Here is a 16,275-nt window from a genome sequence, read left to right on the forward strand (position 1 = left end):
CCGTGCGCGAGTACGTCGTCGTCCTCCTCATCGCCGCGCTGGTCACCTTCCTGGCCACGCCGGTGGTGCGGATGATGGCGATCCGGCTGCGCATGATGGCCGCCCCGCGGGAGCGTGACGTGCACGTGATCCCGACCCCGCGGGGCGGCGGCGTGGCCATGTACCTCGGCGTGGTGGCCGCGGTGCTGGTGGCCTCGCGGCTGCCGGGGCTGCAGCGGACGTTCGACGACACCCAGGTCTACGCGGTGCTCGTCGCCGGCGGGCTCATCTGCCTGCTGGGGGTGCTCGACGACAAGTGGGGCCTGGACGCACTGACGAAACTCACCGGGCAGATCGCCGCGGCCGGCGTGATGGTGCTGCTCGGCGTGCAGCTGGCGTTCCTCTTCCTCCCGGTCGCCGACATCGGCACGGTGTCCCTCGGCCCGGACGTCGGTGTCCCGCTGACCATCCTGCTGACCGTCTTCGCCGTGAACGCGCTGAACTTCATCGACGGGCTCGACGGCCTGGCCGCCGGGGTCTCGGCGATCGCCGCGCTGGCGTTCTTCGCCTACAGCTACAACCTCGGCCAGATGCGGTACGAGGAGGCGGCGAGCGCGCCGGCGCTGATCACCGCGGTGCTGGCCGGCGTCTGCCTGGGCTTCCTCCCGCACAACTTCAGCCCGGCGCGCATCTTCATGGGTGACTCGGGGTCGATGCTGGTCGGCCTGATGCTCTCGGCGGCCGCGGTCACGGCGACCGGGGGAGTGGACGCCCAGACCTTCGGCTCGGCGGCCAGCCTGCTGCCGCTCACCCTGCCGCTGCTCGTGCCGATCGCGATCCTGTTCATCCCGTTCACCGACCTGGTCCTGGCGGTGGTGCGGCGCACCCGCAAGGGCCAGTCGCCGTTCTCGCCGGACAAGATGCACCTGCACCACCGGTTGCTGTCCATCGGCCACTCGCACACCCGCGCGGTGCTGGTCATGTACTTCTGGGCGGCGCTGCTCTCCTTCGGCGCGGTCGGCCTGTCGGTCACCGGGGGGCGGGTGGAGCTGCTCGTGGCCATCGCCGTCCTGCTCGTCGTCGGTGTGGTGGTCGTGCTGAGCCCCCGGGCGCGCCGAGCGGCCCGCGAGGCCCGCGCAGCCGAGCTGGCGGCCCAGCGCCGCCGCAGCCGGGCCGACCACCCGACGGCGCGGGCGACCCGTGTCGGGGGACCCGAGCCGGCCCCGCCGGCCGGCGGCGCCGAGCGGGTGTCCCTGTGACCGGCGGGCCCGCCCGGCCGCGCAGCGACGCCCCGTGGGACCTGTCCTTCCTCCGCGTGGGCACGCTGGTGGCCGGTGCCGTCGCGGGGGTCGCTGCCCTCGTCAGCGGGCTGATCGGCGGGTGGGACCAGGCGGTCGGCGTGCTCCTCGGCGCCGCCGTCGTGACGGCGTTCTTCTGCCTCTCCGGGCTCGTGGTCGCCTGGGCCGGCCGCATCGACGACACCTTCACGCTGCCGGCCGCCCTCGGAGCCTTCTTCGTGAAGGCCGTCGTCCTCTTCGGGATCCTGCACGCGCTGCCCGAGGACGGTTGGCTCGACCGCCTCACCCTGGCCTGGACCGTCGTGGTCGGCGCGCTGCTCTGGAGCGGCGTCCAGCTCCGGTGGGTCTGGACCCGTGACCTGTACTACGTCCCGCCTCCCGCACCGCCGTCGGGGCCCGGCACGGGGCCGCGGCGGGCGGACCCGGAAAACCCGGCGCAGCCCGGCTGATAGGGTCCAGCGCGATGGCCGAGGACGACCCCTACTCCGGGGAGCCGCGGTCTCGTCCAGCTGCGAGTCCGGCCCGGCAGGGCAGTGGCGCCGAGACGGGTTACGCCGTCATCGGGACCATGCTCTCCGGGATGGCCGTGTGGGGCGGGGCCGGCTGGCTGCTCGACCGGTGGCTGGACACGACCGTGTTCGTGCCGGTAGGGATCATCTTCGGTATCTCGGTGGCCATCTACCTGGTGGTCGTACGGTACGGCGCGGCTCCTCCGACTGCCGGGGGGAAGCGCACCAGCAACACCCCGGGCGGACGACGGAGCCGGCCCAGGACGCAGAAGGGACAACGGTGACCTCCAGCGCCCTCGCGCTCGGCGGCGTGCTCGCCGCCGAAGAAGGAACCGGCGACGGCTTCCAGGCTCCCGGCCTCGGTGAGTTCTTCCCCGAGTCGCTGTTCTCGTTCTCCCTGCTGGGTGTCGAGTTCGAGATCACCCGCATCACGCTGATCCTCTGGATCGCGACCGCGGCGATGATCGCCATCATGGTGGCCGCGGTGCGCAAGCCGCAGATCGTGCCCGGCAAGATGCAGTTCATCGGGGAGAGCGGTTACTCGCTGGTCCGGGACGGGATCGCCCGCGACGTCGTCGGCCCGCGGGGCCTGCCGTTCGCGCCGTTCCTCTTCTCCCTCTTCTTCTTCATCCTGGCGAACAACCTGATGGCGATCATCCCGTTCGCCCAGATCTCGCCGATGTCGAAGTTCGCCTTCCCGCTCGTGCTGGCGATGATCTGCTGGGTCATCTACATCTGGGTCGGCATCCGGGAGCAGGGCGCGGGCAAGTACTTCAAGGACATCCTGTTCCTGCCCGGGGTCCCCAAGGCGGCGTACATCCTGATCACGCCGATCGAGATCCTGCAGAACTTCGTCGTGCGGCCGTTCACCCTCGCGGTGCGACTCTTCGCGAACATGTTCGCCGGCCACATGCTGCTCGTGGTCTTCTCGCTGGGCGCGGTCTACCTGTTCAGCCGGGACAACTACTCGATCATCTTCGGGCCGGTCTCCGCGCTCATGGCGATCGTGATGACCTTCTTCGAGCTGCTGGTCATCTTCCTGCAGGCCTACGTGTTCACGATCCTGATGGGGACGTACCTCAACGGCTCCATCGAGGCCGAGCACTGACCGGCAGGGACTGACCAGCACCACCGAGGACCGCACCACCGCACCACCCCCGACAGCCGCCCGGCACAAGCCGGGCGACGACACAGGAGGAACACCCCATGTTGGAGCTCTTCGCCGCGCTCGAGGGCAACGTCAACACGATGGGCTACGGCCTGGCCGCCATCGGCCCCGGCATCGGCGTGGGCATCGTCTGGGCCGCCTACATCCAGGCGACCGCCCGGCAGCCCGAGTCGGCTGGTCTGACCCGTACCTACGCCTTCCTCGGCTTCGCGCTCTCCGAGGCGCTGGCGCTGATCGGCTTCGTCGTCCCCTTCATCTACTGATCCGTGTGGCCGGACGGCAACCACGAGTGAGACAGGGACACTGATCGCATGAGCATCCTCGCGGCGGAGAGCAACAACCCGCTGATCCCGCCATGGGGCGAGATCATCATCGGCCTGATCGCCTTCGGCGTTCTCTTCCTGGTGTTCGCCAAGTTCGTCGCGCCCCGCTTCGAGCAGGTCTTCCGGGCCCGCCGCGAGGCGATCGAGGGCGGGATCGAGCGCGCCGAGGCCATGCAGGCCGAGGCGAAGGCGTCGCTGGAGCAGTACCGGGCCCAGCTCGCCGAGGCCCGTAACGAGGCCGCCCAGATCCGGGACCAGGCACGCGCCGAGGGGCAGCAGATCCTCGAGGAGCTGCGGGTCCAGGCGCAGGAGGAGTCGGCGCGGATCGTCGCCCGCGGCGAGGAGCAGATCGCTGCTTCCCGCCAGCAGGTGGTCAACGAGCTGCGCGGCCAGATCGGTGCGCTCGCCGTCGAGCTCGCCGGCCGGGTGGTGGGCGAGTCGCTCGCCGACGACGCGCGCCGGCAGGGCACCGTCGACCGGTTCCTCGACCAGCTCGACGGGATGGCCGCCGGCAGCTCCGACGGCCGGAGCGGCAGCACCGTCGCCGGGGGCGCGCGCTGATGGATGCCTCGAGCCGCGCGGCGCTGGCCGCCGCACGGGAGCGGCTGGACGAGCTGACCCACGACCCCACGGGGTTCCTGGGCAAGGCCCGGGACCGGCTCACCGGCCAGGCCCGCGCCACCGCCGCCGAGGACCAGCTCGCGCTGGCCGAGGAGCTGTTCGCGGTGGCCCGGCTGCTGGAGGGTCAGCCCTCGCTGCGCCGGGCGCTCTCCGACCCCTCGGGCAAGCCCGAGGAGCGGGCGGCGCTGGCCCAGCGGCTGTTCGCCAGCCGGCTGTCGCCGGTCGCCCTCGACGTGCTCGAGGTCAGCGTCCGGCAGCGCTGGTCGCGGCCGTTCGACCTCGTCGAGGCCGCGACGAGCCTCGCGACCGAGGCGGCGCTGGACGCGGCGGACGCCCGCGGTGAGCTGGACGGCGTGGAGGACGACCTCTTCCGCTTCGGCCGGATCGTCGCCGGTGACCGGGAACTGTCCCGGATCCTCAGCGACCGGAGCGCTCCGGCAGCGGGCAAGTCGGCGCTGCTGGACCAGCTGCTGTCCGGCCGGGTCAGCCCGGTCACCGAGCTGCTGCTGCGGAACGTGCTCACCACGTCGCACGTCGGTACGGCGGGTGCCGCGCTCGAGCGGCTCTCGGACGTCGCCAGCCGCCGCCGCGGTCAGTCCGTGGCCCGGGTGACGACGGCGGTGCCGCTCACCCCCGCCCAGGAACAGCGGCTCGCCGACGTGCTCGGTCGCCTCTACGGGCGGACCATAGGGCTGCAGGTCACCGTCGACCCGACGGTGCTCGGCGGCCTCCTCGTCCAGGTGGGCGACGAGGTCATCGACGGCAGCATCGCCCATCGGCTGGAAGCCGCCCGACGGCAGCTCGCCGGCTGACCCGCCCACCACCACAGATCACGACCCCGCAGGGAAGAGGACTCAGAGCCATGGCCGAGCTGACGATCTCCGCAGACGAGATCCGCAGTGCCATCCAGAACTACGTCACCGAGTACTCGCCTGACGTCTCCCGCGAAGAGGTCGGGATCGTCACCGAGGCCGGCGACGGCATCGCCCGGGTCGAGGGCCTGCCCTCGGTCATGACCAACGAGCTGCTCGAGTTCGAGAGCGGCGTGCGCGGTCTGGCGCTGAACCTCGACGTCCGCGAGGTCGGTGTCGTCGTCCTGGGCGACTACTCCGGCATCGAGGAGGGCCAGCAGGTCCGCCGCACCGGCGAGGTGCTCTCCGTCGCCGTCGGTGACGGGTACCTCGGCCGCGTCGTCGACCCGCTGGGCAACCCGATCGACGGCGGCGGCCCGATCGCCACGACCGGCCGTCGCGCCCTCGAGCTGCAGGCGCCCACCGTGGTGCAGCGGCAGTCGGTGCACGAGCCGATGCAGACCGGGATCAAGGCGATCGACGCCATGACCCCGATCGGCCGCGGCCAGCGCCAGCTGATCATCGGCGACCGGCAGACCGGCAAGTCGGCGATCGCGCTGGACACGATCATCAACCAGAAGCAGGCCTGGGCGACCGGCGACCCGACGCAGCAGGTCCGCTGCATCTACGTCGCCGTCGGCCAGAAGGGCTCCACGATCGCGGCGACCAAGGCCGCGCTCGAGGACGCCGGCGCGATGGAGTACACGACCATCGTCGCCGCGCCCGCCTCCGAGGCCGCCGGCTTCAAGTACATCTCGCCCTACACCGGCTCGGCCATCGGCCAGCACTGGATGTACGAGGGCAAGCACGTCCTCATCGTCTTCGACGACCTCTCGAAGCAGGCCGAGGCCTACCGCGCCGTCTCGCTGCTGCTGCGCCGCCCGCCGGGCCGCGAGGCCTACCCGGGCGACGTCTTCTACCTGCACTCCCGGCTGCTGGAGCGTTGCGCGAAGCTCAACGACGAGCTGGGTGCGGGTTCGATGACCGGCCTGCCGCTCATCGAGACCAAGGGCAACGACGTCTCGGCCTACATCCCGACCAACGTCATCTCGATCACCGACGGGCAGATCTTCCTCGAGACGGGTCTGTTCAACTCCGGTGTCCGCCCGGCCATCAACGTCGGCATCTCGGTGTCCCGCGTGGGTGGCTCGGCGCAGATCAAGGCGATGAAGTCGGTCGCCGGCCGGCTGCGCCTGGACCTCGCCCAGTACCGCGAGCTCGAGGCCTTCGCCTCCTTCTCCTCGGACCTGGACGCCTCCAGCCGCGCGACCCTGGAGCGCGGCCAGCGCCTGGTCGAGCTGCTCAAGCAGGGGCAGTACTCGCCGTACCCGGTCGAGCGCGAGGTCGTCTCCCTGTGGCTGGGCACGACCGGCAAGCTCGACCGCGTCCCCGTCCAGGACGTGCGCCGCTTCGAGTCGGAGTTCCTCGACTACATCGGGCGCGGTGACAACGCCGTCTACGAGTCGATCCAGCAGACCAAGAAGCTCGAGGACGATGCCGTGGCCAGCCTCGAGCGGGCGGTGGAGGCCTTCTACGGCCAGTTCACCACCACCGACGGCGAGTCGCTCACGGTCAACGAGCCCGAGGCCGAGGCCATGGACGCCTCGGAGCGGGGTCAGGAGCGCGTCCAGGTCAAGCGGGGCAGCTGACCCATGGCCGGTTCCCTCCGCGCGCTGCGGCGCCGCATCCGCTCCACGCAGTCGACGAAGAAGATCTTCTCGGCCCAGGAGCTGATCGCCGGTGCCCGCATCGTCCGCGCCCAGGCCCGGGTGGAGGCCTCCAAGCCCTACGCCCGGGAGATCACGCGGGTGCTGTCGGCGCTGGCCTCGTCGGCGTCGCTGGACCACCCGCTGCTGACCGAGCGGGAGAACCCGCGACGGGCGGCGGTCCTGGTCATCACCTCCGACCGTGGCTTCGCCGGCTCGTACAACGTGAACGTGCTCCGGCGCACCGAGGAGCTGCTCTCCCTGCTGAAGCAGGAGGGCAAGGAGCCGGTGCTCTACGTCGTCGGCCGGAAGGGGGAGACCTACTACTCCTTCCGCAACCGCGACACGGCGGCGACGTTCACCGGCTTCTCCGAGCAGCCGAACTACACCGACGCGCAGGAAGTCGGTCGCGAGCTCATCGACGCCTTCACCGCCGGTGAGGACGACGAGGAGGGCGGCGCCGGTGCCGACGGCGTCCTCGGCGTGGACGAGCTGCACATCGTCTTCACCGAGTTCCGCTCCCTGCTCGCGCAGGTCCCGGTCGCCAAGCGGATGGCTCCGCTGGAGGTCGAGGAGGTCGACGAGTTCGACTACGAGCGGGAGGAGCGGGAGCGGGGGACGGCCGGCGACAGCGGCGTCCCCACCTCCTACGAGTTCGAGCCGTCGGCCGAGGGCCTGCTCGACGCGCTGCTGCCGAAGTACATCACCACGCGGATCTACGCGGCGATGCTCGAGGCGGCCGCCTCGGAGTCGGCGTCGCGCCGTCGCGCGATGAAGTCGGCGTCCGACAACGCCGAGGAGCTGGCGAAGAACCTGTCCCGGCAGGCCAACCAGGCCCGCCAGGCGGAGATCACGCAGGAGATCAGCGAGATCGTCGGCGGTGCCGACGCGCTGGTCTCGTCCGGCTCGAACGACTGACCCCCACGAACAGCAGAACACCGAGCCCCAGGGCAGGAGAGCAGTACAGATGACCGTCACCGAGGACCGTCCGACCAGCTCGCAGACCACGGCCGCCGGCCGCGTCGTGCGGGTCACCGGGCCGGTCGTCGACGTCGAGTTCCCGCGCGACGCGATGCCCGACCTGTTCAACGCCCTGAAGGTCGATGTCACGCTGGCCGACCTCAGCAAGACGCTGACCCTCGAGGTCGCCCAGCACCTCGGCGAGAACGTCGTGCGCACCATCTCGATGGCGCCGACCGACGGCCTCGTCCGGGGCGCCGAGGTCACCGACACCGGGAACCCGATCATGGTGCCGGTCGGCGAGGTGGTGACCGGGCACGTCTTCAACGCCCTGGGCGAGTGCCTGGACCAGCCCGGCTACGCCGCGGACGCCCTGCACTGGTCGATCCACCGGCACGCGCCGAAGTTCGACCAGCTCGAGGGCCGCACCGAGCTGCTCGAGACCGGCATCAAGGTCATCGACCTGCTGACCCCCTACGTGGCCGGCGGGAAGATCGGTCTGTTCGGTGGTGCCGGCGTCGGCAAGACCGTGCTGATCCAGGAGATGATCCGCCGCGTCGCCCAGGAGTTCGGTGGCGTGTCGGTGTTCGCCGGCGTCGGCGAGCGCACCCGTGAGGGCAACGACCTCATCACGGAGATGACGGAGTCCGGCGTCATCAACTCGACCGCGCTGGTCTTCGGCCAGATGGACGAGCCGCCGGGCACGCGTCTGCGGGTGGCGCTGTCGGCGCTCACCATGGCGGAGTACTTCCGCGACGAGATGAACCAGGACGTGCTCCTCTTCATCGACAACATCTTCCGGTTCACCCAGGCCGGCTCGGAGGTGTCGACCCTGCTGGGCCGCATGCCGTCCGCCGTGGGCTACCAGCCGACGCTGGCCGACGAGATGGGGGAGCTCCAGGAGCGGATCACCTCGACGCGGGGTCGGTCGATCACCTCGCTGCAGGCGATCTACGTGCCCGCCGACGACATCACCGACCCGGCGCCGCACACCACGTTCGCCCACCTCGACGCGACGACCGTGCTCTCGCGGCCGATCTCGGAGAAGGGCATCTACCCGGCCGTGGACCCGCTGGACTCCACCAGCCGGATCCTCGACCCGCAGTACGTGGGCCAGGAGCACTACCAGATCGCGCAGACCGTGAAGCAGATCCTCCAGCGCTACCAGGAGCTGCAGGACATCATCGCGATCCTCGGCATCGACGAGCTCTCCGAGGAGGACAAGGTCACGGTCAACCGGGCCCGGCGCATCGAGCGCTTCCTCTCGCAGAACATGTTCGTGGCCGAGGCCTTCACCGGTCAGCCCGGGTCCTACGTGCCGCTGTCGGAGACCCTCGAGGCGTTCAAGGCGCTCACCGAGGGCACCTACGACAACGTGCCGGAGCAGGCGTTCTTCATGTGCGGTGGTCTCGAGGACCTCGAGAAGAACGCGAACAAGCTGAAGAAGGCGTAAGCACCCCTCCGCGGGTCAGCGCGACGGCCGGGTCTCCCTTCGGGGAGGCCCGGCCGTCGCCGTTCCCGTGGCGGCCATCGCCCGATGGAGTGATTCCCGGCGGGGGCTCTCCGCGGCGCGCGCCGACCTGCCGAGCATCTGTCGCAGGCGCGCCCGGGAGGTGGGTGCCGGCGGAAGGGTCGACGTGGAGCGGGACAGCGCGGTGCTGACGGCCGGCGACCGGCCGTCCGGTGACTGGACGTGGCCGCCGTACGCGCCGGTCGACGCCCCGATCGCGGCCGTCGACACCGACGGGTGGGCCCCGGCCACCTGCGTCCGCCACCCCTGGGTGCGCGTGGGCCGGTGGACCCTGCTCTACCGCCGGGCGGCCTGACCGCCGGACCGCCCACGGCGGGACGCCGGGCGACCCGCCGCTAGAGTGGGCCCATCCGTCGCCGGTCCTCCCGGGCCGGCGGACCGTACGCACCGCACCTCTCCGGCGGAGGGGTGGACCCCGAGGAGTGTCGTGGCGACCCTGCAGGTCGAGTTGGTGGCCGTCGAGCGCAAGATCTGGTCCGGCGAGGCGACCCGCGTCATCGCCCGCACCACCGAGGGCGAGCTCGGTGTGCTCCCCGGCCACGCCCCGCTGCTGGGCCAGCTGGCCGACGGCGGCGTCGTGACCATCCGCACCGAGTCGGGTGACGACATGGTCGTCGCCGCCCACGGTGGCTTCCTGTCCGTCACCGAGCGCGGGGTCTCGATCCTCGCCGAGACGGCCGAGATCTCCTCCGAGATCGATGTCGAGCGCGCCCGCGAGGCGCTGCGCCGGGCGGAGAGCGAGGGCGACAGCCCCGAGGCCCTGGCCGCGGCCCGCCGCGCCCAGTCGCGGCTGAGGGCGGCCGGCGAGAGCGCCTGATCCACCCGGCGAGCGCGCGGGATGACCACGGCCCTGCTCGTCCTGCTCGGCGTCCTGCTGCTGCTCGTCGTCGTGGTGTTCGTGCTGCGCCGCCGGTTCCTGCTCTCCGGCCTCGGCGCGGTCACCATGTGGACCCGGGCCGGCGGCTCGGGTCGCTGGTCGGTGGGCGTCGCCTGGTACGGCGGTGACGCGCTGCTCTGGTACCGCGCGCTGTCGCTGTCGGTGCGCCCTCAGCACCGGCTGAGCCGCGCCGGCTTCCGCGTCCTGGCCCAGCGGCCGGCCGGCCGCGACGACCTCGCCCTGCCCGGCGACGTCGTCGTGCTCACCTGCAGCACGGCGGCCGGCCGGCGGGAGCTCGCCATGGAGCCCTCGACCCTGACCGGCTTCCTGTCCTGGATCGAGTCGGCCCCGCCGGGGAGCTGAGCGCCGGCCGCGGGCCGGTTCAGTCCGAGCGCTGCCCGGCCGCCGCCTCGCGCTGGGCGTGGGCGCCGCTGTGCGCGCCGGGCTCCCAGAGGATGTCGCCGTCGGGGTTGGCCACCCGGCCCAGGATGAACACCAGGTCCGACAGCCGGTTCAGGTAGCGCGCGGTCTCCGGGTTGGTGCGCTCCGGCTCGGCCTCCAGCAGCGCCCACACGCTGCGCTCCGCGCGCCGCACGACCACCCGCACCTGGTGCAGCAGCGCGGCCAGCGGCGTCCCGCCGGGCAGGATGAAGCTGTTCAGCTTGGGCAGCGTCTCGTTGTGGGTGTCGCAGGCCGCCTCGAGCCGCTCGGTGTAGGCGGCGGTCACCCGCAGCGGCGGGTACTGCGGGGACGCCACGATCGGCGTGCACAGGTCGGCGCCGACGTCGAAGAGGTCGTTCTGGATGCTGCGCAGCAGCTCGGTGAGCTCGGGCCCGGCCGAGCCGAGCGCGAGCGCCACGCCGATCGCGCTGTTGGCCTCGTCGACGTCGGCGTAGGCCACCAGCCGCGGGTCGGTCTTCGAGACCCGGCTCATGTCGCCCAGGTGGGTCTGGCCGGCATCGCCGGTCTTCGTGTAGATGCGGGTGAGCCGGACGGTCATGCCCGCAGCCTAGGCGTCGCCCGACCGCGGCGGCGACGGTGCGCGGACCCGGCGCCGTAGGGTGTTCCGGTGGAGTGCTTCGAGGTGACCGGGGGAGCCAGGCTCGCCGGCCGGGTGCGGGTCACCGGTGCCAAGAACAGTGCCCTGAAGCTCATGGCGGCGGCGCTGCTCGCCACGGGGCGCTCGACGATCGACGAGGTGCCCGACATCCTCGACGTGACGATCATGAGCGAGGTGCTGCGCCGGCTCGGCTGCGGCGTCTCCTACGAGCGTTCGCCCGGGACGGGTGGCGGCCGGCTGACCATCGACGTCCCCGAGCAGCCGTCGACCGAGACCGACTACGACCTCGTCCGGCGGATGCGCGCGTCCATCAGCGTGCTGGGCCCGCTCGTCGCCCGCTGCGGCAGCGCGCGGGTGGCCCTCCCCGGCGGTGACGCCATCGGCTCCCGCGGGCTGGACATGCACATCTCGGGCCTGGAGCGGCTCGGCGCGACCATCGTCAGCGAGCACGGGTTCCTGGTGGCCACGGCGCCCCGGCTCACCGGCACCTCGATCTGGCTGGACTTCCCGTCCGTCGGGGCGACCGAGAACCTGGTCATGGCCGCGGTGCTGGCGCAGGGCACCACGGTGGTGGACAACGCCGCCCGGGAGCCCGAGATCGTCGATCTGTGCCGGATGCTCGGCGAGATGGGCGCGCGGATCGACGGCGCCGGCACCTCCACGATCACCGTGGAGGGCGTCGACACCCTCCAGCCGGTGGAGTACTCGACGGTGCCCGACCGGATCGTCGCCGGCACCTGGGCCATCGGCGCGGTCATGACCCGGGGCGACGTCGTGGTCGAGCGCGCCGTCGCCGAGCACCTCACCGTGGCGCTGGACAAGCTCGTCGACGCCGGGGCCACGGTGGAGGCGCTGCCCGACGGGATCCGGGTGGCGATGGACGGCCGGCCGCGCTGCGTCGACGTCGTCACGCTGCCGTTCCCCGGCTTCCCGACCGACCTGCAGCCGATGGCCGTGGCCCTCGCCGCGGTGTCCACCGGGACGGCGCTGATCACCGAGAACGTGTTCGAGGGCCGGTTCATGTTCGTCAACGAGCTGGTGCGCCTCGGCGCCGACGTCCGGATCGACGGGCACCACGCCGTCGTCCGCGGCCGGGAGCGGTTCTCCAGCGCGCCGGTGCTGGCCACCGACATCCGGGCCGGCGCCGGGCTGGTGCTGGCGGGGCTGTGCTCCGACGGGATCACCGAGGTGCAGGACGTGCACCACGTCGACCGCGGCTACCCCGACTTCGTCGACCAGCTGCGCGGCCTGGGCGCCGACGTGCGGCGCACGCAGCGGCCGGACTGACCCCCCCGGCCCGGGTCAGCTGCCGAACGAGGCGGCCAGCGCGCGGGCCCGATCGGCGTCCTCCGGGAAGACCAGCACCTCGGCGCGGTGCGCCCCGGGGAAGCGGACGGTGGAGCGGATGCCGGCGTCGGAGAGCACCGCCCGCAGTGCCAGGGCCGACTCGCGGCGGCTGAGCGTGGCGACCCGGGTCAGTAGCCCGTCGTCCCCGGCCGTGGTCGCGCCGGCCCCGCGGCCGAGCCCGCCGTGGTCGCCGCCGCCGAACGCCCAGCGGGCGAACAGCACCAGGAGCACGAGGACGCCGACCGTGACGGCCGGCCCCACCAGGTAGTACAGGTTGCCCGCGTCCTCCGGCATGGCGCCCTCCCGTCCGACCCGATCGAGTGTGCCACCGCACACCCTGGGTGGGCGGGGCTGCTACCGATCGGTAACCGCCCTACACTCCGCCGGTATGCCGTTCCCGCACACGCCGGAGGAGCGTGACCGTCCCTGGGTCATGCGCACCTACGCCGGCCACTCCTCGCCGGCCGAGTCCAACGCCCTGTACCGCCGCAACCTGGCGAAGGGGCAGACCGGTCTCTCGGTGGCCTTCGACCTGCCCACGCAGACCGGCTACGACCCCGACGACGAGCTCGCCGTCGGCGAGGTCGGCAAGGTCGGGGTCCCGGTCACGCACATCGGCGACATGCGTGCGCTCTTCGACGGCATCCCGCTCGACGAGATGAACACGTCGATGACGATCAACGCCACGGCCATGTGGCTGCTCGCGCTCTACCAGGCGGTCGCCGAGGAGCACGGGCACGACGTCGCGAAGCTCGCCGGGACGACGCAGAACGACATCATCAAGGAGTACCTGTCGCGGGGGACCTACGTCTTTCCGCCGGCGCCGTCGATGCGGCTGATCACCGACATGGTCGCCTACACGGTGACGACGATGCCGAAGTGGAACCCGATCAACATCTGCAGCTACCACCTGCAGGAGGCCGGGGCGACGCCGGTGCAGGAGATCGCCTACGCGATGAGCACCGCGATCGCCGTCCTGGACTCGGTGCGCGACTCGGGCCAGGTGCCGCAGGAGCGCTTCGGCGAGGTCGTCGCGCGCATCTCCTTCTTCGTCAACGCGGGGGTCCGCTTCGTCGAGGAGATGTGCAAGATGCGGGCCTTCACCCAGCTGTGGGACGAGCTGACGAAGGAGCGCTACGGCGTCGAGGACCCCAAGCACCGCCGCTTCCGCTACGGCGTGCAGGTCAACTCCCTGGGGCTCACCGAGGCGCAGCCGGAGAACAACGTCCAGCGCATCGTGCTCGAGATGCTCGCGGTGACCCTGTCCAGGGACGCCCGCGCCCGGGCCGTGCAGCTGCCGGCGTGGAACGAGGCCCTCGGGCTGCCCCGGCCCTGGGACCAGCAGTGGTCGCTGCGGCTGCAGCAGGTGCTCGCCTACGAGACCGACCTGCTCGAGTACGAGGACCTGTTCACCGGCTCGGTCGTGGTGGAGAAGAAGGTCGCCGAGCTCGTCGAAGGCGCCCGGGCCGAGATCGCCCGCGTGCAGGAGATGGGCGGGGCCGTGGTCGCCGTCGAGTCCGGCTACATGAAGGGCGAGCTGGTCGCCTCGCTGGCCGAGCGCCGGCGCCGGATGGAGAGCGGCGAGGACGTCGTCGTCGGGGTCAACAAGTTCGACACCACCGAGCCGAACCCGCTCACCGCCGACCTGGACACCGCGATCATGGTCGTGGACCCGGCCGTCGAGGCCGCCGCCCAGGAGGCGGTGCAGAAGTGGCGGGCCGAGAGGGACCCGGAGCCGGTGCGCAAGGCCCTCGACGCGCTCCGCGAGGCGGCGTCCTCCGACGTCAACCTCATGCCCGCCACCCTCGACTGCGCCCGCGCCGGCGTGACGACGGGGGAGTGGTCCGGGGTGCTGCGCGAGGTGTTCGGCGAGTACCGGGCGCCCACGGGCGTGGCGGCGGCCGCCGGTGGCGGGGAGGCCGACGAGAACCTGACCGGCGTGCGCGAGCGGGTGCGGGCCACCGGCGAGGAGCTCGGCGGTCGGCTGCGCTTCCTGGTCGGCAAGCCGGGGCTGGACGGGCACTCCAACGGCGCCGAGCAGATCGCCGTGCGGGCCCGGGACGCCGGCTTCGAGGTCATCTACCAGGGGATCCGGCTCACCCCCGAGCAGATCGTCTCGGCGGCGGTCGAGGAGGACGTGCACGTCGTCGGGCTGTCCGTGCTCTCCGGCTCGCACCTCCAGGTCGTGCCGGCGGTGCTGCAGGGGCTGAGGGCGGCCGGGATGGACGACGTCCCGGTCGTCGTCGGCGGGATCATCCCCGACAGCGACGCGCGGCGGCTGCGCGAGCAGGGCGTCGCCCGCGTCTTCACGCCCAAGGACTTCGGCCTCAACGACATCATGGGCCAGGTCGTCGACGTGGTCCGCGAGGCGAACGGTCTCGGGGCGCAGGTGCCCGCGGCGGTCTGACCACCGGGCCGAAGCGGACGTCGACGCCCGGGGAGAACAGGACGCTGTCGGGCGGGCCCGCGAGCTCGCCCAGGCCGGCCGCGGACAGCAGCGCGTCGTCGAGGTCGACGAGCTCTGCCCGGTGCAGCGGCCACGGCGGGTGCTCGTTCGGCCAGTAGGCCGGACCCCGCCGTCCGGGCCGGTGCAGCCCCCACCGGGCGGTCAGGAAGTGCTCCAGCGGGCCCGGCTGCGGCAGCCGGTCGCCCACCCGGAGCGCGATCCTGCTGTGCGCGCCGGCGGGGCCGGGCCAGCGCCGGCGGCAGCTGTAGGTCCAGCGGTCGCCGGCGCGCTCGATCCGCATCCGCGACCAGGCGTACGGCAGGCGGGCGGCCCAGCGTGCGGTGAGCACGGGCACCAGCCGTCCGGCGTCCAGCGACCGGAAGACGACGCCTCGGCGTCCCCGGGCGTCGACCGAGTAGAGCCGGACGTTGGTCTCGGGGAACGAGCCGAGGTAGGGGATGCCCGGCGCCCCGAACAGCCCGATCCGCTGCATGCGGAACGGGATGAGCCCGACGTAGGTGGCGCCGTCGAGCACGTCGGGGCGGGTGCCGGCCGGCAGCAGGGGGGCGACGCGCGCCGGGTCCACCGCCCAGTGGAGGAACGCGACGTCGCGCCAGCCCTGGGTGAACACCGTGCGCCCCGCCGGGCGGGGGGCGGTCCGGCTGAGCGGTTCGGGATCGGGCACCGGCCCAGCGTCCCCCCTCCGGCACCGATCGTCATTGCCGACCGCGGCCGGGCGTGGTGGGGTCGGGGCATGACCGAGCAGGGTGCGCCACGGGTCGAACGCGACGGCGACGTCGTCCGCATCACGATGACGCGCGCGGCGAAGCGCAACGCGCTCTCCCGCGAGCACCTCACCCAGTTGCTCACCGCCGTCACCGCGGCGGGGGAGAGCGACGCCGCGGGCATCGTGCTCGCCGCGGAAGGGCCGGTGTTCAGCGCCGGTCACGACTTCGCCGACGTCGCGGGCGCCGCGCTGCCCGAGGTGCGCAGCCTGCTGCGGCTGTGCACCCAGCTGATGCAGACCGTCCAGGACGTGCCGCAGGTCGTGCTGGCGCGCGTGCACGCCCTGGCCACCGCCGCCGGCTGCCAGCTGGTCGCCTCGTGCGACCTCGCCGTCGCGGCGGAGTCCGCCGGCTTCGCCGCCCCGGGCGGCAAGGGCGGCTGGTTCTGCCACACGCCGATGGTCGCCATCGCCCGGAACGTGGGCCGCAAGCGGGCGATGGAGCTGGCGCTGACCGGTGACGTCATCGACGCGGCGACGGCGCTGGACTGGGGGCTGGTGAACCGGGTCGTGCCCGACGCCGACCTGGACACCGCCGTCGACGACCTGATGGACCGGGCCACCCGTGGCTCGCGGGCCAGCAAGGGGTGGGGCAAGCAGACGATGTACGCCCAGCTCGACCGGCCCGAACGGGACGCGTACGCGACCGCGATCGAGGTCATGGCCGCGGCCAGCCAGCTGCCCGGTGCGCGCGAGGGCATGGCCTCGTTCCTGGAGAAGCGGCGTCCCGTCTGGCCGGACTGAGCGGCGCACCCGGCCGGTGAACCCGGCCACAGCCGGAATGCCCGGGCGCGCCGGAGGACTGACCTACCCGT

19 protein-coding genes are annotated in these 16,275 nt (G+C 72.4%); 16 read left to right on the top strand and 3 right to left on the bottom strand.

Annotated elements, in window-relative coordinates:
- Positions 1 to 2: 2 nt before the first annotated feature.
- The 13 genes from ACI790_RS12870 (at position 3) to ACI790_RS12930 (ending at position 10,186) form a co-directional block, all read left to right on the top strand.
- Positions 3 to 1,238, top strand: coding sequence for a glycosyltransferase family 4 protein (locus ACI790_RS12870; RefSeq protein WP_456570161.1), 1,236 nt, complete (start codon positions 3 to 5; stop codon positions 1,236 to 1,238).
- Positions 1,235 to 1,726, top strand: a complete 492-nt coding sequence (locus ACI790_RS12875) for a hypothetical protein (RefSeq protein ID WP_456570162.1) — start codon at positions 1,235 to 1,237, stop codon at positions 1,724 to 1,726. The genes ACI790_RS12870 and ACI790_RS12875 overlap by 4 nt, the downstream gene beginning before the upstream one ends.
- A gap of 14 nt (positions 1,727 to 1,740) precedes the next feature.
- On the top strand, positions 1,741 to 2,070 hold the full coding sequence (locus tag ACI790_RS12880; RefSeq protein WP_456570163.1) for an AtpZ/AtpI family protein: 330 nt from the start codon (positions 1,741 to 1,743) through the stop codon (positions 2,068 to 2,070).
- Entirely contained in the window at positions 2,067 to 2,894 is an 828-nt protein-coding gene (gene atpB, locus ACI790_RS12885) for a F0F1 ATP synthase subunit A (RefSeq protein ID WP_456570164.1), read from the top strand. Before ACI790_RS12880 ends, atpB begins: the two co-directional genes overlap by 4 nt.
- A 98-nt stretch (positions 2,895 to 2,992) precedes the next feature.
- Complete coding sequence (gene atpE, locus ACI790_RS12890) at positions 2,993 to 3,217, top strand: ATP synthase F0 subunit C (protein WP_456570165.1); 225 nt, start codon at positions 2,993 to 2,995, stop codon at positions 3,215 to 3,217.
- 48 nt (positions 3,218 to 3,265) lie between these two features.
- Entirely contained in the window at positions 3,266 to 3,838 is a 573-nt protein-coding gene (locus ACI790_RS12895) for a F0F1 ATP synthase subunit B (protein WP_456570166.1), read from the top strand.
- Positions 3,838 to 4,710, top strand: coding sequence for a F0F1 ATP synthase subunit delta (locus tag ACI790_RS12900; protein ID WP_456570167.1), 873 nt, complete (start codon positions 3,838 to 3,840; stop codon positions 4,708 to 4,710). Before ACI790_RS12895 ends, ACI790_RS12900 begins: the two co-directional genes overlap by 1 nt.
- A 50-nt stretch (positions 4,711 to 4,760) precedes the next feature.
- Positions 4,761 to 6,398: a F0F1 ATP synthase subunit alpha gene (gene atpA / locus ACI790_RS12905; protein ID WP_456570168.1), complete on the top strand. Its 1,638-nt coding sequence runs from the start codon at positions 4,761 to 4,763 to the stop codon at positions 6,396 to 6,398.
- Between the two features lie 3 nt (positions 6,399 to 6,401).
- The gene (locus ACI790_RS12910; RefSeq protein WP_456570169.1) at positions 6,402 to 7,373 is read left to right on the top strand and encodes a F0F1 ATP synthase subunit gamma; all 972 of its coding nucleotides are present in this window, start codon (positions 6,402 to 6,404) and stop codon (positions 7,371 to 7,373) included.
- 49 nt (positions 7,374 to 7,422) lie between these two features.
- Positions 7,423 to 8,868, top strand: a complete 1,446-nt coding sequence (gene atpD, locus ACI790_RS12915) for a F0F1 ATP synthase subunit beta (protein WP_456570170.1) — start codon at positions 7,423 to 7,425, stop codon at positions 8,866 to 8,868.
- A 184-nt stretch (positions 8,869 to 9,052) separates the two neighbouring features.
- A complete protein-coding gene (locus ACI790_RS12920) occupies positions 9,053 to 9,241 on the top strand; it encodes a hypothetical protein (RefSeq protein WP_456570171.1) in 189 nt (62 codons plus the stop codon).
- Between the two features lie 132 nt (positions 9,242 to 9,373).
- Positions 9,374 to 9,763, top strand: a complete 390-nt coding sequence (locus ACI790_RS12925; protein ID WP_456570172.1) for a F0F1 ATP synthase subunit epsilon — start codon at positions 9,374 to 9,376, stop codon at positions 9,761 to 9,763.
- 21 nt (positions 9,764 to 9,784) lie between these two features.
- On the top strand, positions 9,785 to 10,186 hold the full coding sequence (locus ACI790_RS12930) for a DUF2550 domain-containing protein (RefSeq protein WP_456570173.1): 402 nt from the start codon (positions 9,785 to 9,787) through the stop codon (positions 10,184 to 10,186).
- 19 nt (positions 10,187 to 10,205) lie between these two features.
- Here ACI790_RS12930 and ACI790_RS12935 read toward each other — a convergent pair whose 3' ends face one another.
- A complete protein-coding gene (locus ACI790_RS12935; RefSeq protein WP_456570174.1) occupies positions 10,206 to 10,823 on the bottom strand; it encodes a cob(I)yrinic acid a,c-diamide adenosyltransferase in 618 nt (205 codons plus the stop codon).
- Positions 10,824 to 10,892: 69 nt separating this feature from the next.
- On the opposite strand from ACI790_RS12935, the gene murA reads away from it, so the two are divergent.
- Complete coding sequence (gene murA / locus ACI790_RS12940; RefSeq protein WP_456570175.1) at positions 10,893 to 12,170, top strand: UDP-N-acetylglucosamine 1-carboxyvinyltransferase; 1,278 nt, start codon at positions 10,893 to 10,895, stop codon at positions 12,168 to 12,170.
- A gap of 15 nt (positions 12,171 to 12,185) precedes the next feature.
- On the opposite strand, the gene ACI790_RS12945 is transcribed toward murA, so the two are convergent.
- Complete coding sequence (locus tag ACI790_RS12945) at positions 12,186 to 12,524, bottom strand: hypothetical protein (RefSeq protein ID WP_456570176.1); 339 nt, start codon at positions 12,522 to 12,524, stop codon at positions 12,186 to 12,188.
- A gap of 94 nt (positions 12,525 to 12,618) precedes the next feature.
- On the opposite strand from ACI790_RS12945, the gene ACI790_RS12950 reads away from it, so the two are divergent.
- On the top strand, positions 12,619 to 14,637 hold the full coding sequence (locus tag ACI790_RS12950; RefSeq protein ID WP_456570177.1) for a protein meaA: 2,019 nt from the start codon (positions 12,619 to 12,621) through the stop codon (positions 14,635 to 14,637).
- On the opposite strand, the gene ACI790_RS12955 is transcribed toward ACI790_RS12950, so the two are convergent.
- Positions 14,567 to 15,361, bottom strand: coding sequence for a YqjF family protein (locus ACI790_RS12955; RefSeq protein ID WP_456570178.1), 795 nt, complete (start codon positions 15,359 to 15,361; stop codon positions 14,567 to 14,569). The genes ACI790_RS12950 and ACI790_RS12955 overlap by 71 nt on opposite strands.
- A gap of 69 nt (positions 15,362 to 15,430) precedes the next feature.
- Here ACI790_RS12955 and ACI790_RS12960 point away from each other — a divergent pair, with 69 nt between their 5' ends.
- A complete protein-coding gene (locus tag ACI790_RS12960; protein WP_456570179.1) occupies positions 15,431 to 16,204 on the top strand; it encodes an enoyl-CoA hydratase-related protein in 774 nt (257 codons plus the stop codon).
- Positions 16,205 to 16,275: the final 71 nt, after the last annotated feature.

The sequence above is a fragment of the Blastococcus sp. SYSU DS0539 genome (assembly GCF_054050855.1).